The sequence below is a fragment of the Paenibacillus sp. CECT 9249 genome (assembly GCF_918697855.1).
Lineage (GTDB): Bacteria > Bacillota > Bacilli > Paenibacillales > Paenibacillaceae > MSJ-34.
This window is the reverse complement of sequence record NZ_CAKKLI010000047.1, coordinates 17,668-41,103: the sequence shown is the minus strand read 5'-3', so window position 1 is coordinate 41,103 and position 23,436 is coordinate 17,668. Positions and strand designations below refer to the sequence as shown.

Genomic DNA, 23,436 nt, shown 5'->3' with positions numbered 1-23,436 from the left:
GTCCATGTTCATCAAAGAAGATTCGTTTTAGCACGTTCGTCTCCATATCCTAACCTTACCAAAAACAAAAACGAGGCGGAAGCCCTGCCCACCCCAAAATTTTATAAATTCTATAATGTCAAAAAAATTGCGGTAAACCGCAACCAATCTTGCGGCACCGCAATTCACGTGTGCACCATCCGCCTCCCCTCAACTCACCGTTCGCGGGCGTTCGAGCCGGTCGACGCCGGGCCAGTGGATCGTCGCCCATTCGGGGCGATGCTTCTCGATCTTTGCGACGACGACCGTCATATCGTCGCGGATTTCGCCCTGTGAGGAGCGCACGACGGTCTCCAGGAGACAATCCGCGATCTCCTGCGGATCGTCGGACGCCATCTCTTGGATGATGCGCTTCATGTACAGATCCTTGTTGACCGCGTATCCCGGCGCGTCGAAGATGCCGTCCGTCATCATAATGAGCGTATCGCCCGGCTGCAATTGAACGCTCACCAAGTCGACCTCGATCTCCTGCAGGATGCCGATCGGCAAGTTGCTTGCCGTAATCGGAATGACCTCCCGTCCCCGCTTAATATAGCTCGGCGTCGAGCCGATTTTCATAAACGTCGTCTTCGCCGTATGCATATCGATCAACGCCATGTCGACGGTGGCGAACACCTCGTCGGCCGATCGCAGCATGAGCACCGAATTGACCGATTTGATCGCCAGACGCTCGTCCATGCCGGATTGCAGCAGCTGCTCCAATATGGTCAAGGCCGTGCTGCTCTCGAGCTGCGCCCGTTCGCCGTTGCCCATGCCGTCGCTGATCGCCACGGCGAACTTGCCGTTGCCGAGCTCCACCGTGCTGAAGCTGTCGCCCGACAGCAGGTCGCCTCCTTTGGCGGCAAAGGCGACGCCGGTCTCGATCTCGTACGTCTTGGCCGACCGGAACGTCACCGCGGCGGTCCCCTCCCGTCCGCCGGGCGCGTATTGCTCGCCGGATACGACGATATGCTCCCCGATAATATCGGATAGAAGCGGCGCGATAATTTTGCGGCATTCGTCGAACCCTTTCGTGTATGTATGCATCACCTCGATTTCTACATGCCCGGGATCCAAACTGACTACATCGATGCTTTGAATCGACAGGCCAAGCTGATCCAGCGTTCGCCGAATGCGCTCCTCCTGCTGCGTTAGCTCCTGACCCTCCCTCTGAATTTCTTTGGCCAAATCCTCCATCACTTGCGATACGCCGGATAATTGCTCCGCGACGAGATGACGGCTGTCCTGAATCTGTTTTTTCCACTGTTGGTCATGCTTGTACAGCTCATATTGCTGTTTCATTACACCAAGGACTTGTTCGGGCTTCGCGCAAAGCTTGTTCCATTCTTTCGGAAAATGCTTCTTGCCGAAGTCGGGCCGCTCTTCGATCTGCGTCATCATATCGGTCATAAATTGATAAGTTTGATAAAACCTCCCGTCCCAACATAAATTGCGGCGGTAACATGTCGCGCAAGAACGCTCCGCAACCGCATTCATAAAGTGATCGAATTCCTCCTCCCGTTTGACGATTTCCCCGCTGCTGGCGATTTGCCGGAAGCTGCGCGCCAATTGGCGGAACACTTCGGAGAATTGGTTGACCCGCTCCGCCGTGACGTCGCGGATGCGCCGGGCGTAGTCATGCTGCGTCTTGGCATGCTCCTGCGTGCCGGGCACATACCTGGCAATCGATTGAACCAGCGCCTTGGGCGTAAGCAGGAACAACGCGATGGCGACGACCGATTCCAATGTGGAGACGACAACCTCCGATTGCGATCCTAAATATATCGATAAGATAGAAGAGCCGAGCAGCATCCCGAAGCCGACCGCCCATTTGCGTCCTTCCCGCAGCATGCCTGCCAGCATCCCGGAAAAAGCCAGCAAGCTCATTTGGAAGATGGCGCGCATATCCGCCAAGCTTAAGATCAGTCCCGTGACAACGCCGACCGAAGCTCCGAGCGGCGCGCCTCCCGCCAGGGCAAACAATAGAATCAAATACCGGGATACGATATGAGTGATCGACAGCGACTGAATTGTCCAGCCGGCCATGCCCGTCATGACGGAGGCGAGCAGAATGATCAGACATACGATCTCCTCGTTTTTGAGCGTATAATTTTTTTTGAGGAAGAGAAAGACCGGAACCGCTTGCGTAAAAATGAGGGTAAGCACAAAGCCGAATACGGCGTCCACGCCGGACATCATCAACCCGTACCAGGAGAAGTCCTGTCCGATCAACGCCCGGAACATATTGACGCTAAAGGAAGAGATCATCACGATAAGCGGGGCGTGGGAAATTTCCGACCGTTCGAACGCTTGAAGCCCTCGCTGTACCAATACGAATACTAGCAATTGCCCCACGATCACCCATGTCATCGCATGCGGCGTAAAGATGCTGCCCGTTATAAGCGCGGTTGCCACCCATCCTGCATATTCGCGCCTCATGAAATAAATGACCGCAAAATAGGCTGCGGCAAACGGCGTGAGCTCGTCCAAAATCATCGCCCGTCCCAGCAGAAAGCCCATGCCGGCAATGAGCAAGCCCGCTTTCCTTGTCGCATACGCCTGCTCCGCTCTCCTGATCCAATTTGGAAACTTCATCGAAAGCACCACCTTATCTCGTGTATCTCGTTTTTATCGGGTGCTCCCCATTATAGAGGCAATCTATTATGAAGTTTGTCAGAATGCGTTGGTTGCGAGAAAAAAAATTTCCGACAAAAACAAACCTCCCTGCCGAACGCGCAAACCGTTGCCTCGCAACCGTTGTAACAGTAGGGCGCATATTCCCCTCGAGAACGATGTCTGATTTTTGAGGTAGATTCGCGCTTTCTTGCGCTCGGATGAGGGTGTTTTCAACCGGACTTTCAAGGAATGGCGTAAGAACATGTCGGTAAATTTTTTTCGTCACGCCGCGCCCCACCCTTTTTGTCAAAAACGCAATCGCCAAGAATGGAACAAAATTCTCTCTTCCGCGTCGAACGTCACCGATTCGATGGAACAGCCACCAATGTCCGCTTTTCCGCCTTACGCAGAAATAAATTGTTGCAAACAAGCGCGAATACGACCATGGCTGTGCCGTATAATTCATACATGCTAATGTGATAGCCCTGAAATGCCATGATCAATAATGTCGTAATCGGGACGAAATTAATGAATAAAATGCCGTTCACCGGCGACAAAATTTGAATGCCGGCATTCCAACTCAGCAGCGCCGCCAATCCCGGCAGGAGGATCATGAACGCCATCTCGTACCGGACGGAGAAGACGGTATGCCAATCGGGCGCCGGTACAAGCCCCAATGCGGTGGCTAGCCCTACGACGATGCAAGATACGAGCGTGCCCAATATGCATGTCAAGGTAGAATAACGCAAAATCGACCACCCGGCGAATTTCTCGCCGCCTCCCGTATAAATGACCCATCCCAGCACCGCGATCAATAGAAGGAACAACGGGAAGATCTGTTGCCCAAGCTGCATAAAAAAGCTCCACTCGCCGTTCGTTACGACCAACATAGCCCCCGCTAATGAAATCATCGTGCTGGCGATGGTGTATGTAGGCGGCTTGCGCGATTGCGTCGCCCATACGAACATGACGGATATCATCGGCATGAGCGCCTCCGTCAGCGATGCGATGATCGTGCCCGACGCCCCCAATTGCTTCTGGCCCCAGAACATGCATATATTGTATACGGTGAAGGCCATAATCCCATAGAATAGCAAATGCTTTCCTTTTCCCTCGAGGCGAAAAGACGCTTTCCCTTCCTTCGCAAACAATAGAATCGCTAATAGTACGGATACGGAAGCATATCGGATACAAGTAAAATAAAAGGGATCAATCCGTTTCAAAGCGCTCTCGGCCACGGGAAACATCGCCCCCCAAGATATACTGGCGAGCAGGCACAGCGCCGCCCCGATCCAAACCCGATTTTTCATCGATACATACCTCTTTCTGTTAATCTTCGTTGACGAACACATATCGTATTGTAAAACAGCGAAATAATAGTGTAAAATGAATGAAAATTGAGTTTACTATCATTTATAGTGATACCTGAAGAAGGGGGTCCCATGGAACTGAACGATTTGCGCATTTTTCAGCGTGTTGCCCTGCACGGCAGTATCAGCAAGGCCGCCGCGGAGCTTAACTATGTCCAATCCAATGTCACGGCAAGAATCAAGCAAATTGAGAAGGAATTGCAAACGCCGTTATTTTATCGGCATCAACGGGGCATGATCCTGACCGCCGAAGGGAGGAAGTTCCGGGAATATGCCGACAAAGTGCTTCTTCATTTCGACGATATGATGAAGGCGTTCCAGGACTCGGCTTCCGCACCGGGTTCCCTGGAAATCGGCATGGTCGAAACGATCATCTCGCTCCCGGCAATACTGTCTTCTTTCTATCGGAAATACCCGCAGGTGGATTTGTCTTTAAAAGCCGGGGTTACCGAACAACTGGTGCAGGACGTGCTTCAATTCAAGGTGGACGGAGCCTTCGTTACGGGGCCGATCAACCATCCTCTAATTGAACAGTATGAGGTGTTTCAGGAAGAGTTGGTATTGGTCTCCGCCGAGCAAACGTTCGGGCTCGAAGCGTTGCTGGAGAAACCGCTGCTTGTGTTTAACCACGGCTGCGGCTATCGGCAGCGATTGGAGAATTGGCTTCGGGACGAAGGGATCGTTCATCGAAAAATGATGGAGTTCGGTACGTTCGAGACGATTATCGGAAGCGTGGCGGCCGGACTCGGGGTTACGGTCGTCCCCCGATCGGCCGTCGCCGGCGCGCAAGCGAAAGAGATGGTTCGTTGTTATGAAATCCCTGAGGAATATCGGGTGATCAAGACGGTGTTCATCCGCCGCAAAGACGCTTACATGACGAATACGCTGAACAATTTTATTCGCGGGATGCTGCCCGTGCCGCTGCGTCCGGAAGAGCATGCATGAGCATACCTGGCTCGCGTTTGTCCTTTCCTGCCATTTCCTTATATTTGCAGGGCATTCTTCATGCGAGGTTCGTTCTCTTCTCTTAACCTCGCAGTATCTCCTTATTCCGCCTTTTGCCGAAATCCCGCTCACTCAGGACAGAGATCCCCGTCGTTCGAACCTAGCGTCTGCCAAATCAACGAGTGATTGCTATAGATCTCCGTTCATACATGAACTCCTCCTTCGTTATGAAGATAATCCGGACGGCTTCCGATGTCCCCCATATCGATACCTGCAGGCTCCCGTCAAGAAAACGAAAACCGGCTTATCGATTGAAGGTGCGACGCTTCTGAACGAGAGGGATATCGACAAAGGAGGCAGAGAGCAATCATACGAGGAGTCATATATGGGGGAAGATAGCTTCGAAAACCCGCAATTGGAGGTCTGCTTCACCATTCGCCACCGTTGATGGTACTGGCTTTATTGCGCATATAGAAGGGGATGCCTCCCTCCATTTCGAAGGCGATCGCGCGGACCTGCGCTCCTTGTTTGGCGCTAACGAAACTGGCAATTCTTATTAGGCTCAAAATGAAGACGTCCCCATTCTAGCGAAAGTACGCATCGTTATTCATTGGAAATCGGCGGTTTTACCGTCTTTTCCCCCTCATTAGCGTGTTTGAGTTTCGTTAGACATTGCAACATGGTGATTTACAGGTTATTAGCGTGTATAAGTTTCGTTAGCCCGCTCGGGCGAATCGTCAGCCGCCAGCGGTATGATGAATTATCCAGTTATTTCTTCCCAAATGACCTTAAAATCGGCAAAGTAGGCGCGAATAAGTGGATTTTTGCAGTTCTACGCTCAAAAAATTAATTTTTCCACCGAATTAATGGATTTTTGCAGTTGCTGCCGTTGCGAGCGGAAATTAAAAAAACCGCAATCAGCATAAGCTGTTGCGGTTTGCCTATATCGGATCTATCACATACGTTTGGCGCCGCGTCCTCCGCGTTTGCCTTCCGTGTTTTTCTTCAATGATGAAATGCGTTCTTCGCTGTCCTTGAGAAAGCGGGACATTTTATCCTCAAATGAAGTTTTGTTGGTTTGCGGTCTAAACGAACGCCCTCCTCGCTCACGTTGAAATCCTCCCGGACGGTCCCCGTCTCCGTAACTTGGACGGTCCGATCGTGGCGCTCTCGACGGCCGGCTGCTTTCCACCGGTTTGTCGATCGCCTGCTTGATGGAGAGACCGATTTTGCCGTCTTTGTCAACATTGATAACTTTGACCGTTACGACATCATCAATCTTCAGATGATCATTGACGTCTTTCACATAGTTGTCGGCGATTTCCGAGATGTGAACGAGACCCGTGACACCTCCTGACAGATCTACAAACGCTCCGAAATGTGTAATACCTGTCACCTTGCCCTCTAACTTGGTGCCCACTTCAATTGACATAGAATAAAATGATCCTCCCTTAAAAATATGCAAAGCCTTCGTAGCAAAAAGCTTTAGCTACGCTGATTATAACCGAATCGAGAGGCTTTGGTCAACTGACAGATGTCCCAAGAAACGCCCTATTCTCCCAATTTAGGGCTCATTGACTTTAATAGGGGTTTCGCCTGGCAAATAAAGGCCCTGTTTCTTGCGGGCGACTTGCCCGATATATTCCGGATCGTTCAGCCGAACGATCTCTTGTTTCAATTCGTCCCGGGCTTGCGTCGTCTCGTTAAGCGACTTCGCCACACCGACCAGCTGCTCCCGGTTGGAATTCAGCTGCACGCTCTGCGTGAAAAAAGTGTAGACGCACCAACCGAAGAAAACGACCATGAACATCATCCAAAGCCGTAGACGCCTGCGCGCTCCCACATATTTAGCTGACGGTTTCCCTGCTGAAGATGATGCCATAATCTACCCTCCTATAAGTTTTGCGAAGCAAAACTAACTTCGTAAGCATTCGCTTCGTTTGTGAGGTCTACTTCATTGCAAAAGCTTCGTATAAACTATCTTCGTAAGCATCCGCTTATACTCTATCAGTCAAACAGCCGTTTCCATAGCTTTGCGATCCAATCCCCGATGCGTCTAAGCCATTCCGGCATCCGCAATCTCCGTACGAGAGGCTTGGCCATCCATGCGAGCAGCTTCCAAAACGGAAGCAAGATATGCAGCAGCATTTTGCCGATAAAGATGGAAATCGCAAGCAAAAAACCGGCGAGAATTCGCAATAATCGATATAGTAAAATAATGGGCCGTACCACAGTTACATCAAAGAAACGCACAAGGAACCAAATGAACTGCTTGACCGCCTTAATTAAGATTACCACAATTTTTACCGTTATTGAACTAATGAACAAAAAATAGAACCAAACTCCTAGAAAAAGGCCGAGGAAAACATAAAACCGCACTTCTCCCTGATTATTGACATATAACACGCGGAATACGAATCCTGTCGCGAGCAGCCAATACACGATATCGAGAACCGGCTTCGTCCATTTGGGGAAATAGAGCTGGCCCGAAACGACGCGGTAGCTGTCGAACACGATGCCCATGCATACCCCGCTAGCCAGCATCGCGAGCACGGTCATCAATTGAATATGCAAGCTCACTTAAACAACTTCCCTAACAGGCCTTTTGATTTGCCTTGCGAGTTTGGATCCAAGTAGGTTAGGGAGTTGACCAATCCTTCGATCGCGACAAGACCTTGCTCCAGGCTTAAATTTTTAATGTGCAAATTTTGCCCGCGAATGGCGATAAATCCGCATTCCGTATCCAAGAGAAACTCCTCGTTATCGAAACTTTCCACATTGCTCACCCCGGAAATTTCGAGAAGCTTGCGATTGAGCATTTTTACCTCTTGCCGCTTCGTTTTTCCTTGATCGACCATGGCATGTACCCCTCCTTCTAAGACTAGCTTATGGAGGAGGCATTCGCTTTAGAACTGAAAAAAGAGACAACGTCTCATGACATTGTCTCTTGTGACTATACTTTTGAAGTTACCACTGGAAGTCGTTGTTTTTCGCAATCGGTTCTTCCTTGATCAAGGTATATAAGTGCGCCGCTTCCTCTTTCCGGGTCGTTTCCGCCGTACGTTCCACTCGGACGGTGACGAGCTTCTGACCGAATTGAATCGTAATTTCGTCGCCGACTTTCACGGAGCTGCTCGGTTTCGCGTCTTTGCCGTTAATCCATACCCGGCCTTGATCCGACACGTCCTTGGCAACGGTGCGCCGCTTAATCAGCCTCGATACTTTCAGGAATTTATCGACACGCATTATTATTTTACAGCTTCTTTAAGTTTGTTGCCCGCTTTAAACGCAGGGACGTTCGATTCCGGAATTTGGATCGTTTTGCCCGTTTGCGGGTTGCGGCCCGTGCGGCCGGAGCGTTTGCGGGTTTCGAACGTGCCGAAACCGATCAATTGCACTTTGTCGCCGCTAGCAAGCGCATCCGTTACTTCGCCCAAAAAGCTGTTCAAAACGGACTCAACGTCCTTTTTTGTCAAACCGCTTTTTGTTGCAATGTTGTTTACCAAATCAGTTTTGTTCATTATTATAAGCCTCCCAAAATAAAGATTAATCGATTATGTATTCTTGGTTTGTTAGGAAATTCCTTCTTTTAGAAACTTCTTTTTTCGAAATTTGAGCAATTTAATAGAATTTTGGCGAAAACGGTTCGATCCGCGCGTTAATCTAGCGTTTTGGCCTCCTGCCACCATTGCTCCATCTCTAGTAAATCAGTTTGGTCAAAAGATTTGCCTCTTATACGCAGTTGCTCTTCAATATGGCGAAATCTTCGAATAAATTTTCGATTGGTCATCGCAAGCGCCTCTTCCGGATCCGCCTTGACGAACCGCGCCGCGTTCACAACCGCAAACAACAAGTCGCCAAGCTCGGACATTTGGCGTTCATGCGGCTCTTCGCCGGCAACCGCTTGTTTCAATTCGGCCAGCTCTTCCTCCACTTTGGCAAGCACGTCTTCGAGCTTGTCCCAATCGAAGCCGACTTTCGCCGCCTTCTTCTGAAGCTTGTACGCTTTCATCAGCGCCGGCAAATCGCGCGGAACGCCGTCCAGCGCCGACCGCTCATCCGGGTTGATCCCCTTGCGCCGTTTCTCTTCCGCCTTCATCTGGTCCCAGTTGCGGAGCGCTTCGTCCGCATTCCCGGCAGCCTGATCGCCGAATACGTGCGGATGGCGGAACAGCAGCTTTTCGTTCAATCCGTTAATAACGTCGTAAACGGTAAATGTTCCCGTTTCCTCTTCCATCTGCGAGTGAAGCATAATTTGCAGCAGCAAATCTCCCAGCTCCTCCTGCATCGCCAACGGATCGTCGTCGTCAATCGTCTCAAGCACTTCATACGTTTCTTCAATCAAATTTTTGCGGATCGATTGATGCGTTTGCTCGCGATCCCACGGGCAGCCTTCCGGACTGCGCAAAATGCCGACGATTTCATGCAAGCGGGCAAACGTCCGATTGCGGACGCTGTCGGCTTCCGTTTGCGGCAACCATATGAGCGACAGATTGCCGTATCCCTCCAACCGGTCCAATTCATACAGCGGCACCCGAACGATCCGCTCCTCGCCCGAAACGCCGAGCGCATGGCCTACGACAACCTCGTAATCGTCGGGATAAACCTCCATCAGGCTCAGCTTGACGTCCGAAGCGGTAAACGTATCGTATACTTGGCCGATGACCGTATGCAGCTTCGGCTGCAGCAGCGAAGACGGCAAATCGTGGGCGTCCAGCAGTTGGAAGCCTTCGATCGGATCGAAGCCGAACCGCAGAAACGTCTGATCCAGGAAGCTCTCGCCCCCCATGATCGCAAGCTCGACACCCGCGTCCGGGCAACGTTCCCGCAGCAGGCGAACCGTCGCTTCCGCCACCATCGGGTGACCCGGCACAGCATAGACGATGTCGCCCGATTCCGCGGCCCATGCCACCAATTTCGTTGCAATCGCATCGTATACGTCCGGGAACGATTCATGCGACTCGTAGACGGAGTCGAACGACGTATAAGCGATGCCGTGATCCCGAAGCATCGCCATCATCGGATGGCGCTCCGTCCGCACGAACAGGCGCTTTGCGGATTGAAGCGTCTTCCAAACGCCAAGGGTAAGCTGATCGGCGTCGCCGGTTCCAAGCCCGACGACGGTAATGGCTGCACACATATGATATCCCTCCTATAAGTTAGCGGAAATCCACGGAACGTTTCGCCCGGGGAACCAGCTTCCGCAGCAGCGGAACGGCTAGCAGTTCGCGCTCGGTCATCATTCGCGTTGCGATAACGACAAAACCGACGGCAGCGACGCCGACGGCGACGCCGGTCAGCGCGACGGCCGCTGCGGCCGTCCTCGTCCCCGCAACGCCGATGGCGGCAAGCAGCGACGCCGTCCCCAGCTTCGCGGCCCAGACCGCGACGGCCATAACGGCGAGCGCAAGCGCCGGTTTGCCGAGATCGGCCGCGAAGTCGGGGCGGATGCCCGCCGCCCGCAGCAGCGCGCCCGTATTGAGCAGCGCCGCGAAGACATAGGCGACGACGCCGGCCAGCGCGGCCCCGTTAATTCCCCACAACGGGACGAGCCATACGTTCAGGCCGATCTTGACCGCCGTCGCCAGCAGCAGATGAACGACCGGCGTCTTCGCGCGGCCGATCGCTTGCAGCAGCGCCGACGAGACGATCGTAAGCGCGCTGGCGGCGGCCGTGAACGAGACGATCGTCATGGCGTCCGTGCCTGCGTCGTTCGTATACAACATGACGTTAATCGGCTCCGAGAGCAGTGCGAGGCCGATCGAGGCGGCGCACCCCGTCAAACCGAACCAGCGCAGCGTCCGGTGAATTTGCGCCGTGTAGGCGGCTTGTACGCCCCGCTGCGCCGCTTGCGCCATCGCCGGGACGAAAGTGACCGACAACGAGCTGACGACCATCCCGACAAGTTGGACGAGCGGCAAGCCGCGGTTGTAGACGCCGTATTCGGCCAGCGCTTGCAGTCCGGCCATTCCGCTATGCTGCAGCAGGCGCGGAACGGTGAACGTATCGACGATCCCGATAACCGGAACGGCGATGGCGCCCAAGCAAACGGGGATCGCGTACCGGACAAGCCGGCGCACGGTCGTCCAGAGCGGCTCCTTCCGTGCCGCTTCGGCGGCGGCGTTGGCTCCGGCGATGCTTATCCCGCCGCGGGCGTCCCTGATCCGGTACCAGATCATGACCGCAAGTCCGCCCGCCGCACCGGCCGCCGATCCGAAGGTCGCCCCGGCCGCGATCCAATCGGCGGAAGCGCCGATGTTCGTGAAATGGATCAATAAGGCCACCATCGTCGCCACTCGTACCGTTTGCTCGGCCAATTGCGAGACCGCGGTCGGCAGCATATTCTGCTTCCCTTGGAAATATCCGCGCAGCGCCGCCATGACCGGAGCGAGCAGCAGGGCGAAGGATGCGCTTTGTATCGCTCTCGCCGTCTGGCGCTGTCCGATCCAGGACGCGACATGCTCCGCTCCCAAGTATAAGGCGGCGAAGAAGACGATTCCTAACGCCGCAAGCAGCGCCGCCGATATGCGCAATATTGTGCGCGCCCCCGCTTCATCGCCGACAGCCGTCCGTTCGGCCACGAACTTGGACACGGCCACCGGAAAGCCTGCCGTCGCGAGAAAGAGCAGCAGCACGTAAAACGGATATACGGCGTTATAAATACCGAACACTGCATCCCCGGCTATATTTTGAAGCGGTATTTTCTGCAACGTGCCAATCAGCTTCGATACGGCAGCCGCCATACCGAGCATGAGCGCGCCTTGCCACAGCTTGCCCGCGGCCGCGCTTCCCTTCTCTCCCATAAGCGCCCCTCGACTCGATTGTTGTACTTCATATGCAAAAAACTTCTATAACCCACCCGTGACGGTCGTTATAGAAGTTTGCGAACGGAAATGGCCCATTAATGCCTCTACTGCTCCATCTGCTTCCCTAAGAAGGCGGCGGCGGTTTCCGCCATTTTGGTTTCCAATTGCGACATCTTCACGCCTTCGTCTTTATTCAACAAGACGACCGTTCCGATCGGATCGCCTCCGGCAATGATCGGCGCCGCAACGAACGAGCTGTACGTATCCTGATTGTCCCTGCTAATTTCGTAAGTACCCGGAGTCGCCTCCAGAAGCGTCTTGCGGTTGTCCATGCAATGTTCGAGCAAAGACCCGATTTGCTTATCCATATATTCTTTCTTGGAGCCTCCCGCAACCGCAATAATCGTGTCGCGATCGGTTATGAGGGTAATATGCCCCGTGCTTTCATACAACGATTCCGCATATTCTTTCGCGAAGTCGCCCAATTCCCCGATCGGCGAATATTTTTTCAAAATCACTTCTCCGTCGCGATCCACGAAAATTTCCAAAGGGTCCCCCTCGCGAATTCTTAGCGTGCGGCGAATTTCTTTAGGAATAACGACACGACCTAAATCATCAATACGACGAACAATACCAGTAGCTTTCATCTTTCTTGTTGCCTCGCTTTCTTCAATGGTTTGCAACTACTGTTTTTTATTGGGAAGAGGGGAGATGTAGATTTTTGGTGAAATCATGACCATAGTATTCATCTGCTCCCAGATTCTTATACATGATGGTTGTACGCGCATTATTCCTAAATAGTTTCGCAAAAAAGCAAAAAATAGCAATTTTTCGACAGCTATTTTTCGCTTGTTCAATAATTTTTCAATTAATTTGCTGATCGACCCAATGGAGGTATTATTTGCCTTCCTTGTTTTGATCCTGATTCGATTCTTCCTTTTTCGGTTCTTCTTTCTTCGGCTCTTCCTTCTTCGGCAAGTTCGACTTAATATTCAGCTTCGGCAATTCCTTCTGCATGAACTCGTTGATTTGCTCGCCGGCCGCCATGCTTTTGACGTTTTTCTTCTGATCGTCGGTTAATTCATCGAACGTCTTCTCCGTTCGGGACTCGACTCTCAACACATGATAACCGTAGCTGGTTTCGATCGGCTCGCTGATTTGGTTGAGCGGAAGCTCGATCGCGGCCTTTTTGAATTCAGGCACCCATAAGCTTACTTCCTTGTTCTCGTACAAACCCCCGTTGTCCTTCGATCCCGGGTCGTCGGAGTATTCTTTCGCCAGTTTGGCGAAATCTTCGCCCGCTTTTAATTTGGCTTCGATATCCTTGGCGATTTTCAGCGCTTCTTCTTTCGTCCGTTCCTTATTGTCGGACGTCGTTAGTCCGATGAGAATATGGCGTACGGAAGCGACGGTGAAGTCGTCTTCGATTTTATCAAACTGCGCTTTGGTTTGCTCGTCCGACACTTTGCTGCGGAAATCGGCGTCGATCGAGAACATTTTAGCCATATAGTTTTTCACGTCTTGCTCGGTCAGCTTATGCTTGTCCAGATCGGCTTTGAACTCATCGCCGGCTTGATCGTGCATCGCCTTGATTTGTTCTTCGGCCATCTTCTCCCCTTCCGCCTTCGCATCGCTGCCGGCCCGTTCGCTTAACACTTTATACGCGACTTGCTGCTCCAGCAAAAACTCCTTAAATTCGTCCATCGCGACGATTTGCTCATATTGCGGATACAGGAATACCATCAAATCCAATTCTTTATTGAATTCGCTCTCTGTAATCTGGCCCCCGTTATAAGTCGCAACGACTTTTTCTTTCGCCGCGCCGCCCGTTTTATTTTTCTGGCCGCAGCCTGCGCCGACGGACAGGACAAGGATTGCCGCTAAGGCTAGAATCGCCGTTGTCCATGCGCGCTTCGATTTATTTGACAGCATCTTGCAGTTCTCCTTTCGATTTAAAAGCTTCTCCGGCATTGCGCAAAAACGATTCCACCAGCGCCATCGATTGTTGTTCATTCAGCCCTTTGCAGCGCAAATAAATGTTCGTGTTGGAACCCGGTTCAAAACCGACGCGTTTGTCGAATTGCGAACTGATCTCCGCCAGCTTGGTGCGCTTGACGGTATCCGCTTTTCCGGCATTGATTTTGATAACAATATCATCCCCTTTTTGCGAGATCGAGTCAAGAGCGTACAGTCTCCCGTACACTTTCAGTCTCGCAACCGCAAGCAAGTTCACGACAGCCGGCGGCAAATCGCCGAACCGGTCCTCCAGTTCCTCGTGCAAATCTTGCGTCTCCTCCAACGAACGAACTGCAGCGACTTTTTTGTATATCTCAATCTTTTGAATACTATCATAAATGTAGTCTGAGGGTAAATAGGCGTCGATATTCAGGTCGATCACCGTCGACCATTCTTTGGCCGTCTCCTCGGTCTCTCCGTACATTTCGGCTTTCCGCTTGGCGATCTCATCGCCTAACATTTGGGAATACAGATCGAAGCCGACCGAAGCGATAAATCCGTGCTGCTCCGCGCCGAGCAAATTGCCCGCGCCGCGAATCGCCAAATCCCTCATCGCAATTTTGAAGCCGGAACCGAGCTCGGTAAATTCTTTGATCGACTGCAGCCTTTTCTCGGCGACCTCTGTTAAAACCTTGTCCTTCTGATACGTGAAATAGGCGTACGCAATCCGGTTGGAGCGCCCGACACGGCCGCGCAACTGATACAATTGCGACAATCCCATCTTGTCCGCATCGTGGACGATCAGCGTATTGACGTTAGGAATGTCGACTCCTGTCTCGATAATGCTCGTGCTAACCAGCACATCGAACTCGCCGTCGAGAAAATCGAGGATTGTCCGCTCCAGCTCTTGCTCCGACATTTGCCCATGTCCGACCGCGACGCGCGCGTTCGGGACGAGCATGGAAATATGCTCGGCCATTTGATGTATGCCTTGAACGCGGTTGAACAAATAGTATACTTGCCCTCCGCGCGCAATCTCGCGTTCGATCGCTTCGCGGACGAGCGTATTGCTATGTTCGACGACGTACGTTTGCACCGGAAAACGATTTTCCGGCGGCGTCTCGATGACGGACAAGTCGCGTACGCCGAGCATGGACATATGAAGCGTCCGCGGAATCGGCGTCGCGGTGAGCGTAAGCACGTCCACATTCGTCTTCAGCTTTTTCAGCTTTTCTTTATGAGACACGCCAAAACGCTGCTCCTCGTCGACGATCAGCAGTCCCAATTCTTTAAAGACGACATCTTGCGAAAGCAAACGATGAGTCCCGATCACAATATCGACCGTCCCCCGTTTAATGCCCTTCATCGTTTCCGATTGTTCCTTCTTCGAGCGGAAACGGCTCAATACTTGAATATTCATCGGATAAGCGGCGAACCGCTCGCGGAACGTCTCGTAATGCTGCTGCGCCAATATCGTCGTCGGCACCAGCACGGCCACCTGCTTGCCTTCGATCGCCGCTTTGAACGCCGCCCGCACGGCTACTTCCGTTTTGCCGTAACCGACGTCGCCGCAGAGCAAGCGATCCATCGGGCGGGGTTGCTCCATATCCCTCTTAATCTCTTCGATGGCCCGCAATTGATCCCGCGTTTCCTCGTATGGAAACATCGCTTCGAACTCGTGCTGATCCGGCGTATCTTTGTCGAAAGCGAATCCGGGAGCCGCTTGGCGCGCGGCGTACAGCTTGATCAAATCGTCGGCGATATCGCGAACGGAAGAGCGTACCTTGCTTTTCACCCTCGCCCACTCGGTGCCGCCTAATTTATAAACCTTCGGTTCCTTGTCCTCGGAGCCGACATACTTCTGAATCATATCGATTTGCTCGATCGGAACCGACAGCTTATCGCCGCCGGCATAAAGAATATGCAAGTAATCTTTATGGATGCCGTTGATTTCGAGCGTGCCGATGCCTAAATATTTGCCGATCCCATGGTTTTGGTGAACGACGTAGTCTCCTACTTTCAGCTCGGTATAGCTTTTGATCCGTTCGGCGTTATCGATTTTTTTATCGAATTTGGAGCGAACTTTCCGCTGCTTCTGCGAGAACATCTCCCCTTCGGTAATGACCACCAGATGAATCGAGGGAAGCTCGAAGCCGGTTTGGAGGTTGCCCTGCAATAGAATAGGTTCCTCGATTTGATAGTCTTGCAGCACGCGCCGCATCCGGTCCATCCGCTCTTGGCCGCTCGCCAGCATCATGACTTTGGCGCCGAGCTTCCTCCACCGTTCCATCTCCGCCTTCAGCACGTTCATCTGGCCGTGGAAATCTTGCATCGCGCGGCACATGAAGTTAATGATGTTCTGCGGCTGCGTATGGGGAACTTGTCTAAGAAATAGGGACAAGAACAGCGTTTGAAACGGCCGGCGGTACATGATTTGATCCGACGGATGCCCCAGGACGAATCCGGGCAGAGACTTGCCGTTCTGCAGCAAATGCAAGTTCCATTCCGCTTCGTCGCGCTCCAGCTGCTTCGCCGTATCGAGCAGACGCGAAGGCTCGTCGACAATCAAGATCGTATCCTCCGGCATATAGTCGAACAAAGTTTCCCGTTCCGGATACAGCAGCGCTATATATTTATAGATTTCCGAGAAATACGTTTGCTCCCGCAATTGCTCGATTTCATGCCCAATTTCTTCGCGCAGTTTCTCCTTCGCCTGGCGGTCGCTCATTTTCTCGAGCTGCTTCTCCAACAGATCGTAAGCGAATTCGGCCGCGCGCGCGAATCGCTGCTCATCGGCGATCATTTCTTTGCACGTCGGAATGGCGACGGACGTCATCTTGTCGATCGACCGCTGATCGCCCGGGTCGAACGTGCGGATCGAGTCGATTTCATCGCCGAACCATTCGATCCGACAGGCAACCGGCGCCGTCAGCGGATAGAAATCGACGATACCGCCGCGTACGCTCATCTCTCCCTTCGACTCTACCTGTTCCACCCGTTCGTATCCGAGCTCCACCATCCGGCGGATGAACGCCTCCGGCGATAGCGTTTGTCCGACCTGCACGTCCAAATGCGCTTCGGCCATCACCTGCCGGCTCGTCAGAAATCGGCGCACGCCGGAATAGGGCGCGACAACGATGCCCCTGAATCCGCGGGAGCATTTCATCATTACATCGATTCGCTGTGCAAGCGTTTCCGGGCTTGAAATCGCCGCTTCCGCCGCGACAAGTTCATTGGCGGGGTAAAGCAATACTTTCTCAGGCGACAAACATTCTTGCAAATCTTCCGCTATTTTCTGAGCGGCAAACATATTATGCGTCACGATCAATATCGGGCGCTTCAATTCCTCAGCCAGCGAGGCGATCATAATCTGGCGGGAAGATCCGGTCAGTCCCGAAATGAGCTGCTCCTTCATTCCCGAACGAATGCCCGACGAGATCGATTGGAAATCCCGATCTTCTGAAAATGCTTCTATAAGTGCCTGTAACAACAAAACCGCACCTCTCTTTAGAGAAAACTGATCTATGAACTAAAAAGAAGCCTCGGCGAACTTGCCAAGGCCGTATAAACGTTGAATGCGCATGAATCATTTGCTTATATTCACGTCATTGCCATTACTACAATATGCCAATCTGCTACAAATTGACAAATAGTCGTCACTGCGATAATGCCTATTTGCAATTCTGATTGCAAATTTTCATCCTTCAACAAATGAAACATTTGCCGTTTATTGACAAATTGGCATGGATCACAATATGCCTATTTGCAATTCTGATTGCAAATTTTCATCCTTCAACAAATGAAACATTTGCAATTCATTGCAACGGATTCGGCGCCAACACCAGCTCGGGGTGATTGTCCAGCGCTTCCTTGCAATAATCGCAAGTCATCTTGACCGTTACGTCTCCATTCGGACTATACGATATTATATCGCTGCGCTCCTCGGGGGTCAAGAAATGGAACCCGAGCTGCGCCTCGCTCACGTTCGCGTCGTCGATGCGGCCGATGGGCGTATGGCAATGCCTGCAAATATAGTTTATTGACATCTATATGCCTCCCGAACATTGGATATACATTGAGGTTTGTTTTGCGAACGGCGCTTAACGCCCTTCGAACAAATCTTGTCAATATGTCACTTAGTATACCCAATATGGGGCAAAATTAGCCCGAACCCGATTAACCGTTGAATTTGGCCATCGTTTGTTCAAACGGATGCTTCATCGCGAATTCCAATGCGTCGCAAGTCGATTCGATCATTTGCCGCAGCTTGTCGCCTTCCGCTTTTGCGAATTTGGACAACACGTAATCGGCGATATCGTAGCCCGGTTCGGGACGGGATATTCCCATGCGAACGCGATGGAAGCTTTGGGTCCCCGTATGCTGGATGATCGATTTGATGCCGTTATGTCCGCCGGCGCTGCCTTGATATCGCAGCCGGATTTTGCCAAACTCGGTATCCAAATCGTCATACACGACAATCATGTCCTGCAGGTCCGCTTTATAGTAATCCATAAACGCCCGCACCGATTCGCCGGAAAGATTCATATATGTCATCGGCTTGATCAGCACCGCCTTCGTCCCGTCAATGATCCCTTCGCCGATTAACGCTTTGCATTTGCTCTGATTGACGGTAATTCCCCATCGTTTCGCAAGCTCGTCAACAGCCATGAACCCTACGTTATGACGGGTTGCCTGATAGGAGGAACCCGGGTTGCCCAAACCGACGATCCATTTCAAAGCCATGTTAACCCTCACTTTTTTATGTTAAAATATGTTTTACCGATAATGATACACGAAATCATTCACAATACGAGAAACCAATTCGAATCGGGCGGTGAGTTTATTGTATGTCTTATGCCAACGGGCAGAAGCTCACGAAAGACAAGCACTTTCAAGATCATATCGACGCGCAGGTCCCCATTCAAGTCTACGATAAACAAATTCACCAAGATATCGGGAAGGTCGAATCGTTCTGCAAACAATTCGTGCAAGTCAACCAGGTTCTATACAACCGCCGCCGCTTCCAATTCATATCCCGACCCGGTTATTAACGGGACCGAGCCGTTTGTAGGCGGTATCATTGGAAAATGTACAATCAAAATTGCAAAATTGTTGATCCAAAACGGTCTCTATTGGAAAACATACAATGGATTTGCGCCTTGGGTCGCCGTTTAGCCATGTTTTTGGAACATTCCGTTGGATGAATTCCAATGAAAGACCCTATTTCCGGGTCGGAATGGCTAAAACATTGCATAAAATCCAATGGATCACATGAGAGCAACGAACCATAAGCGTGATTCGGATCGACAGTTTCCCAAACGCCATCGCAGGCGGGATCATATGCGACACAATAAGGGTTACTTCCCCCGCAGCGTGGGAAAGTAACCCTCTTCTTCTTGCTAGTTCTCAAACAACGTGCTGATGGATACTTCCTCATGCACTCGAATAATCGCCTCGCCCAATAAAGGGGCTACCGACAAACGTCTAATCTTGTCCGACGGATTCGGGTGCGTTATCGGTATGGTATCCGTTACGACCACTTCTTTGATCGGAGACTGGCTGAGCCGCTCCATCGCCGGACCGGACAGCACCGGATGCGTACAACAAGCGTACACTTCCTTCACGCCTGCGTCTTTGAGCGCGTTCGCGCCGAGCACGATCGTGCCGGCCGTATCGATAATATCGTCGATAATAATCGCCGTCTTCCCTTCGACCTTCCCGATGATGTTCATCACTTCGCTCACATTCGGTTCCGGCCGCCTCTTATCGATAATGGCTAGCGGAGCTTTCAAATAATCGGCTAATCTGCGGGCGCGTACGACACCGCCGTGGTCAGGCGATACGACGACGACGTCCTCGATTTTTTTCTCGAGAAAATAATGGCCTAGAATCGGAACGCCAACGAGATGATCGACGGGAATGTCGAAGAACCCCTGAATTTGCGTCGCGTGCAAATCCAATGCAATTACGCGATGCGCCCCGGCTTTCTCGATCAGATTGGCGACGAGCTTCGCCGTGATCGGATCGCGGGCCCGCGCCTTGCGGTCTTGTCTCGCATAACCGTAATAAGGGATGACGACATTAATCGTTTTGGCCGAAGCCCGCTTCAATGCGTCAACCATGACGAGCAATTGCATCAAATTGTCGTTTACCGGAGCACAGGTGGATTGCACGACATAAACATCGCAACCGCGTACGCTTTCGGATAATTTGATATGAATTTCCCCGTCGCTGAAGCTTAACGTCTCCGAATTGCCGAGCGGCACGCCGACATGGTCGGCAATCAGCTGCGCCAGCATCGGATTGGAGTTGCAGGTAAAGATTTTCAGTTTCGAATCGCAATAAGCCATAAACCCATTACCCTCCGTGGCGGTTCGTTGTTTGAATAACGCTGGTGGTTCCAATTCTATAATATTCATCTTATGAGTGCTCCGCATTACGTTTTTTTATTTGTGCCCGAGCCCGTATTTTCTCGGCATACCCAGGCTTGTTTACTTGTCTTTCCCGCGCGATCGCCAGGTCGTTGTCATCCACATTGTGGGTGATCGTAGAACCGGCAACGACATAGGCGCCTTTTCCGACTTTGACCGGCGCTATTAAATTGACATTGCTTCCGACGAAGGCATCGTCTTCGATTTCCGTAACGGATTTATTATACCCGTCATAGTTGACCGTTATCGCGCCGCAGCCAATATTGACGTTTTTGCCTACTCTAGCATCGCCAATATAGCTTAAATGCGATACTTTCGACCCGTCGCCGAGCGAAGCGTTTTTAATTTCGACGAAGTCGCCGACTTTCACGTCTTCGCCTAACCGCGCTCCAGGTCGCAAATAGGCGAAGGGCCCTACGCTGCTGTGACGGCCTACGACCGCGCCCGTCAGGACGGAATGCTTCACCGTTACGCCTTCCCCGAGCTGCGACTCATGGATCTCGCTATTCGGTCCGATGACGCAGTCTTCCCCGACCGTCGTCCGTCCGCCCAGCACCGTTCCCGGGTAAATGACGGTATCGGCTCCGATCGTTACATCCGGCCCAATATTCGTCGACGCCGGATCGATGATCGTCACGCCGTTCAGCATATGGAGGCGATTAATGCGTTCGCGCATCAACTGTTCCGCCGCCGCCAATTGCAGCCGGTCGTTCACGCCGACCGCTTCCGCCTGGTCCTTCGTGCAATAGGCCTGTACCGTTTCGCCCTGTTCGCGCAAAATCGATATCACGTCGGTCAAATAATACTCTTGCTGCGAATTTTCGTTGCGAACTTGCTCCAATGCGGCAAACAGCTTCAAATTGTCAAAACAATACGTTCCCGTATTGATTTCGCGTTGTTTATGTTCCTCGGCCGTACAGTCCTTCTGCTCGACGATTTTGCGCACCGAACCGTCTTCGCCGCGAATGACTCGTCCGTATCCTTGCGGATCGTCCAATTCGGCGGTTAGGATCGTTGCAGCCGCTTTCGCTTCCTCGTGGAGCGCCATCAGCTTCTGAAGCGAAGCTTCCGTAATGAGCGGCGTGTCTCCGCACACGACCAGCGTCATGCCCGGCTCCGCTTCGAGCAGCGGTTTCGCCTGCTTGACGGCATGGCCCGTGCCGAGCTGCTCTTCCTGCAGCACATATTCGGCGCGTTCGCCCAAATACGATTTGACGGCATCGGCGCCGTGGCCGACGACGACGACTGTACGTTCGCATTGTACATTTTCCATCACGGTAAGCACATGGTCGACGAGCGGCTTCCCGCAAACCGGATGCAGTACTTTGTAAAGCTTGGATTTCATACGTTTCCCTTGCCCTGCGGCAAGCACGATTGCCATCCTCTTCAAGGACTACCCCTCCCCCATGATGTTGTAACCAATCCTATTTATCTATTGTAATAGAATATAAAATCATTCTCCATGGTGCAATTTACATAAAAATCGGTTTATTGGAAATGGGCTTTGTTCGCTCATATTGATGATATCTTATTCTTCGCAAAAAGAAAAGAGAGCCTGTTCAGACTCTCCTTCTTCAAACCTTTCGAACCCCAATTAATAAAACTTGATTAAGCTCCCTCTTCAATCACTTCTTCTTCCGTAGCGGCGCGCTCGTATTCAGCCAATACTGCGGCTTGAATCTTCTCGCGAGTCGTCGAAGAGATCGGATGAGCGATATCGCGGAATTCTCCGTCCGGAGTCCGCTTGCTCGGCATTGCAACGAACATGCCGTTGTTTCCGTCGATGACGCGAATGTCATGCACGACGAACTCGTTGTCAATGGTAATGGAAGCGATTGCTTTCATTCGCCCCTCGGAATTGACGCGGCGAAGTCTTACATCCGTAATTTGCATTGTGTGTTCACCACCTTTTTCCATCAAAAGACTTGGTGTATAATTCCACACATGAGAGCAAAATCCTTCTTTTTTTAAGGAAACGTTTTAATTTTTTTTGAACAAAGCCAAGCGGGGATTAGGTTTTCGACAAAACCTGTGTTATATCGACGCGATCAATTCGATTTCGACAAGAACATCCTTCGGCAGACGAGCGACTTCGACCGTGGATCGAGCCGGCTTATGATCGCCGAAATAAGAGGCGTAAATTTGATTGACGGCTGCGAATTGGTCCATATTTTTAATGAAAACCGTCGCCTTCAACACTTGGCTGAAAGACGATCCCGCTTCCGTCAAAACTGCCTGCAAATTGCGGAATACTTGATGCGTCTGCTCCTCGATCCCGCCTTCCACGACATTTCCGTCCAATCCTAGAGGAATTTGCCCGGACGTAAAAACGACATTGCCAAGTTTGACCGCTTGCGAATAAGGTCCGATTGCCGCAGGCGCCTGATTCGTATTTACCGTTTCAATGTTCATTTCTCATTCCCTCTCTTCAAAATAATTCCCCGGAACGACCGAGATTTGTTTTGTTTTGTAATCTACTTTGGACAGCTTGGCGAGCGATATGTAGTCGTGAAGCAGCCGCTCCTCGGAGCCGATATCGCCCGATTCGACGAACACGCCTACGCCGGCTACGGTGGCATCGAATTCTTTCAACAGATCGATCATTCCTTGCACCGTTCCCCCGGCTTTCATAAAATCGTCCACGATCAATACGCGCGATTGTTCTTTCAGCGCTCTGCGCGCCAAAATCATCGTATGCAGGCTTTTGTTGGAGCCGGACACGTAATTGATGCTTACGGCCGATCCTTCCGTCGCCTTCTGGTCGCGGCGGACGAGCACGACCGGCAAATTCAATTGCGCCCCGGTAGCGTATGCCAGCGGGATGCCTTTCGTTTCCACGGTCATGACGACATCGATCTGGCGATCGGCGAAAGCGGTGGCGAACATTTTGCCGATTTCGTTCATGAAAGCAGGCTGGCCGATCAAATCCGTCATGTACAAGTAACCGCCGGGGAGAATCCGCTCCGGCTGCTCCAAGCTTACGCACACGTCGCGTATGACGGCAAGTGCGGTCTCCTTGGGCATCTTCGGGATGAACTTGACGCCGCCTGCCGCGCCCGCCAGCGTGAGCAGCTCGCCCATTCCCTCTTCTTCGAACACTTCTTTAATGATGACCAAGTCTTCGCTAATGGACGACTTGGCAGCGCTGTACCGTTCCGCAAATTTCGTTAAAGGAACTAAGGTGTGCGGACGTGCCAGCAAAAACTGCGTCATGTCCACCAGACGCGCGCTTCTTTTTAATTTTTTCACGAGAACTCCTCTCCCCGTTGCATCCGTATAATATATATATTACAC

Annotated in this window: 22 protein-coding genes; 2 read left to right on the top strand and 20 right to left on the bottom strand. The window is 51.8% G+C overall.

Annotated elements, in window-relative coordinates:
• Positions 1-189: 189 nt before the first annotated feature.
• Both spoIIE and LQ229_RS22530 read right to left on the bottom strand, forming a co-directional pair.
• Entirely contained in the window at positions 190-2,613 is a 2,424-nt protein-coding gene (gene spoIIE, locus LQ229_RS22535; RefSeq protein WP_216539886.1) for a stage II sporulation protein E, read from the bottom strand.
• A gap of 380 nt (positions 2,614-2,993) precedes the next feature.
• Complete coding sequence (locus LQ229_RS22530; protein WP_230192961.1) at positions 2,994-3,944, bottom strand: DMT family transporter; 951 nt, start codon at positions 3,942-3,944, stop codon at positions 2,994-2,996.
• A 132-nt stretch (positions 3,945-4,076) separates the two neighbouring features.
• Here LQ229_RS22530 and LQ229_RS22525 point away from each other — a divergent pair, with 132 nt between their 5' ends.
• Positions 4,077-4,949 carry a LysR family transcriptional regulator gene (locus LQ229_RS22525; RefSeq protein WP_230192960.1) on the top strand — a complete coding sequence of 291 codons (873 nt, stop codon included), beginning with the start codon at positions 4,077-4,079 and terminating at the stop codon, positions 4,947-4,949.
• 955 nt (positions 4,950-5,904) lie between these two features.
• On the opposite strand, the gene LQ229_RS22520 is transcribed toward LQ229_RS22525, so the two are convergent.
• The 13 genes from LQ229_RS22520 to pth form a co-directional block, all read right to left on the bottom strand.
• Complete coding sequence (locus LQ229_RS22520; RefSeq protein ID WP_230192959.1) at positions 5,905-6,381, bottom strand: S1 domain-containing RNA-binding protein; 477 nt, start codon at positions 6,379-6,381, stop codon at positions 5,905-5,907.
• Between the two features lie 132 nt (positions 6,382-6,513).
• Positions 6,514-6,831 carry a septum formation initiator family protein gene (locus LQ229_RS22515; protein ID WP_216539891.1) on the bottom strand — a complete coding sequence of 106 codons (318 nt, stop codon included), beginning with the start codon at positions 6,829-6,831 and terminating at the stop codon, positions 6,514-6,516.
• 125 nt (positions 6,832-6,956) lie between these two features.
• Positions 6,957-7,529 carry a spore cortex biosynthesis protein YabQ gene (gene yabQ / locus LQ229_RS22510; protein ID WP_216539892.1) on the bottom strand — a complete coding sequence of 191 codons (573 nt, stop codon included), beginning with the start codon at positions 7,527-7,529 and terminating at the stop codon, positions 6,957-6,959.
• Complete coding sequence (yabP, locus tag LQ229_RS22505) at positions 7,526-7,807, bottom strand: sporulation protein YabP (protein ID WP_216539893.1); 282 nt, start codon at positions 7,805-7,807, stop codon at positions 7,526-7,528. Before yabP ends, yabQ begins: the two co-directional genes overlap by 4 nt.
• A 109-nt stretch (positions 7,808-7,916) precedes the next feature.
• Positions 7,917-8,195 carry an RNA-binding S4 domain-containing protein gene (locus LQ229_RS22500; RefSeq protein WP_216539894.1) on the bottom strand — a complete coding sequence of 93 codons (279 nt, stop codon included), beginning with the start codon at positions 8,193-8,195 and terminating at the stop codon, positions 7,917-7,919.
• Positions 8,196-8,197: 2 nt separating this feature from the next.
• Positions 8,198-8,470 carry an HU family DNA-binding protein gene (locus LQ229_RS22495; RefSeq protein ID WP_216539895.1) on the bottom strand — a complete coding sequence of 91 codons (273 nt, stop codon included), beginning with the start codon at positions 8,468-8,470 and terminating at the stop codon, positions 8,198-8,200.
• 137 nt (positions 8,471-8,607) lie between these two features.
• The gene (mazG, locus tag LQ229_RS22490) at positions 8,608-10,089 is read right to left on the bottom strand and encodes a nucleoside triphosphate pyrophosphohydrolase (RefSeq protein ID WP_230192958.1); all 1,482 of its coding nucleotides are present in this window, start codon (positions 10,087-10,089) and stop codon (positions 8,608-8,610) included.
• A 19-nt stretch (positions 10,090-10,108) separates the two neighbouring features.
• The gene (locus tag LQ229_RS22485) at positions 10,109-11,752 is read right to left on the bottom strand and encodes a polysaccharide biosynthesis protein (RefSeq protein ID WP_230192957.1); all 1,644 of its coding nucleotides are present in this window, start codon (positions 11,750-11,752) and stop codon (positions 10,109-10,111) included.
• Between the two features lie 107 nt (positions 11,753-11,859).
• On the bottom strand, positions 11,860-12,402 hold the full coding sequence (spoVT, locus tag LQ229_RS22480; protein WP_216539898.1) for a stage V sporulation protein T: 543 nt from the start codon (positions 12,400-12,402) through the stop codon (positions 11,860-11,862).
• A 250-nt stretch (positions 12,403-12,652) separates the two neighbouring features.
• Positions 12,653-13,687, bottom strand: coding sequence for a peptidylprolyl isomerase (locus tag LQ229_RS22475; RefSeq protein WP_230192956.1), 1,035 nt, complete (start codon positions 13,685-13,687; stop codon positions 12,653-12,655).
• Entirely contained in the window at positions 13,674-17,201 is a 3,528-nt protein-coding gene (gene mfd / locus LQ229_RS22470; RefSeq protein WP_216539953.1) for a transcription-repair coupling factor, read from the bottom strand. Before mfd ends, LQ229_RS22475 begins: the two co-directional genes overlap by 14 nt.
• Before the next feature lie 325 nt (positions 17,202-17,526).
• Positions 17,527-17,757: an anti-sigma-F factor Fin family protein gene (locus LQ229_RS22465; RefSeq protein ID WP_216539900.1), complete on the bottom strand. Its 231-nt coding sequence runs from the start codon at positions 17,755-17,757 to the stop codon at positions 17,527-17,529.
• Positions 17,758-17,887: 130 nt separating this feature from the next.
• Positions 17,888-18,448 (bottom strand): aminoacyl-tRNA hydrolase, encoded by a 561-nt coding sequence (gene pth / locus LQ229_RS22460; RefSeq protein ID WP_216539954.1) that lies wholly within the window; start codon positions 18,446-18,448, stop codon positions 17,888-17,890.
• A 110-nt stretch (positions 18,449-18,558) separates the two neighbouring features.
• On the opposite strand from pth, the gene LQ229_RS22455 reads away from it, so the two are divergent.
• Positions 18,559-18,762, top strand: coding sequence for a hypothetical protein (locus LQ229_RS22455; RefSeq protein WP_216539901.1), 204 nt, complete (start codon positions 18,559-18,561; stop codon positions 18,760-18,762).
• A 348-nt stretch (positions 18,763-19,110) separates the two neighbouring features.
• Here the strand turns inward: LQ229_RS22455 and LQ229_RS22450 are convergent, their stop codons facing one another.
• From LQ229_RS22450 to purR, 5 genes are all read right to left on the bottom strand, one after another.
• Entirely contained in the window at positions 19,111-20,061 is a 951-nt protein-coding gene (locus LQ229_RS22450) for a ribose-phosphate diphosphokinase (RefSeq protein ID WP_216539902.1), read from the bottom strand.
• 70 nt (positions 20,062-20,131) lie between these two features.
• Positions 20,132-21,532, bottom strand: a complete 1,401-nt coding sequence (gene glmU / locus LQ229_RS22445; protein WP_290370064.1) for a bifunctional UDP-N-acetylglucosamine diphosphorylase/glucosamine-1-phosphate N-acetyltransferase GlmU — start codon at positions 21,530-21,532, stop codon at positions 20,132-20,134.
• A gap of 218 nt (positions 21,533-21,750) precedes the next feature.
• Positions 21,751-22,035, bottom strand: a complete 285-nt coding sequence (gene spoVG, locus LQ229_RS22440; RefSeq protein WP_018759486.1) for a septation regulator SpoVG — start codon at positions 22,033-22,035, stop codon at positions 21,751-21,753.
• A gap of 141 nt (positions 22,036-22,176) precedes the next feature.
• On the bottom strand, positions 22,177-22,554 hold the full coding sequence (locus tag LQ229_RS22435) for a RidA family protein (RefSeq protein ID WP_216539903.1): 378 nt from the start codon (positions 22,552-22,554) through the stop codon (positions 22,177-22,179).
• A gap of 3 nt (positions 22,555-22,557) precedes the next feature.
• The gene (gene purR, locus LQ229_RS22430; protein ID WP_216539904.1) at positions 22,558-23,391 is read right to left on the bottom strand and encodes a pur operon repressor; all 834 of its coding nucleotides are present in this window, start codon (positions 23,389-23,391) and stop codon (positions 22,558-22,560) included.
• Positions 23,392-23,436: the final 45 nt, after the last annotated feature.

Bases quoted from the DNA above. Each gene is read 5' to 3' on its own strand.
- LQ229_RS22450 (WP_216539902.1), bottom strand. From the start codon at position 20,061: ATGGCTTATTGCGATTCGAAACTGAAAATCTTTACCTGCAACTCCAAT.
- LQ229_RS22530 (WP_230192961.1), bottom strand. From the start codon at position 3,944: ATGAAAAATCGGGTTTGGATCGGGGCGGCGCTGTGCCTGCTCGCCAGT.
- mazG (WP_230192958.1), bottom strand. From the start codon at position 10,089: ATGTGTGCAGCCATTACCGTCGTCGGGCTTGGAACCGGCGACGCCGAT.
- LQ229_RS22525 (WP_230192960.1), top strand. From the start codon at position 4,077: ATGGAACTGAACGATTTGCGCATTTTTCAGCGTGTTGCCCTGCACGGC.
- LQ229_RS22500 (WP_216539894.1), bottom strand. From the start codon at position 8,195: ATGCGTGTCGATAAATTCCTGAAAGTATCGAGGCTGATTAAGCGGCGC.
- LQ229_RS22520 (WP_230192959.1), bottom strand. From the start codon at position 6,381: ATGTCAATTGAAGTGGGCACCAAGTTAGAGGGCAAGGTGACAGGTATT.
- spoVG (WP_018759486.1), bottom strand. From the start codon at position 22,035: ATGCAAATTACGGATGTAAGACTTCGCCGCGTCAATTCCGAGGGGCGA.
- LQ229_RS22435 (WP_216539903.1), bottom strand. From the start codon at position 22,554: ATGAACATTGAAACGGTAAATACGAATCAGGCGCCTGCGGCAATCGGA.
- LQ229_RS22475 (WP_230192956.1), bottom strand. From the start codon at position 13,687: ATGCTGTCAAATAAATCGAAGCGCGCATGGACAACGGCGATTCTAGCC.
- LQ229_RS22495 (WP_216539895.1), bottom strand. From the start codon at position 8,470: ATGAACAAAACTGATTTGGTAAACAACATTGCAACAAAAAGCGGTTTG.
- spoIIE (WP_216539886.1), bottom strand. From the start codon at position 2,613: ATGAAGTTTCCAAATTGGATCAGGAGAGCGGAGCAGGCGTATGCGACA.
- LQ229_RS22515 (WP_216539891.1), bottom strand. From the start codon at position 6,831: ATGGCATCATCTTCAGCAGGGAAACCGTCAGCTAAATATGTGGGAGCG.
- LQ229_RS22485 (WP_230192957.1), bottom strand. From the start codon at position 11,752: ATGGGAGAGAAGGGAAGCGCGGCCGCGGGCAAGCTGTGGCAAGGCGCG.
- LQ229_RS22465 (WP_216539900.1), bottom strand. From the start codon at position 17,757: ATGTCAATAAACTATATTTGCAGGCATTGCCATACGCCCATCGGCCGC.
- LQ229_RS22455 (WP_216539901.1), top strand. From the start codon at position 18,559: ATGTCTTATGCCAACGGGCAGAAGCTCACGAAAGACAAGCACTTTCAA.
- spoVT (WP_216539898.1), bottom strand. From the start codon at position 12,402: ATGAAAGCTACTGGTATTGTTCGTCGTATTGATGATTTAGGTCGTGTC.
- yabP (WP_216539893.1), bottom strand. From the start codon at position 7,807: ATGGTCGATCAAGGAAAAACGAAGCGGCAAGAGGTAAAAATGCTCAAT.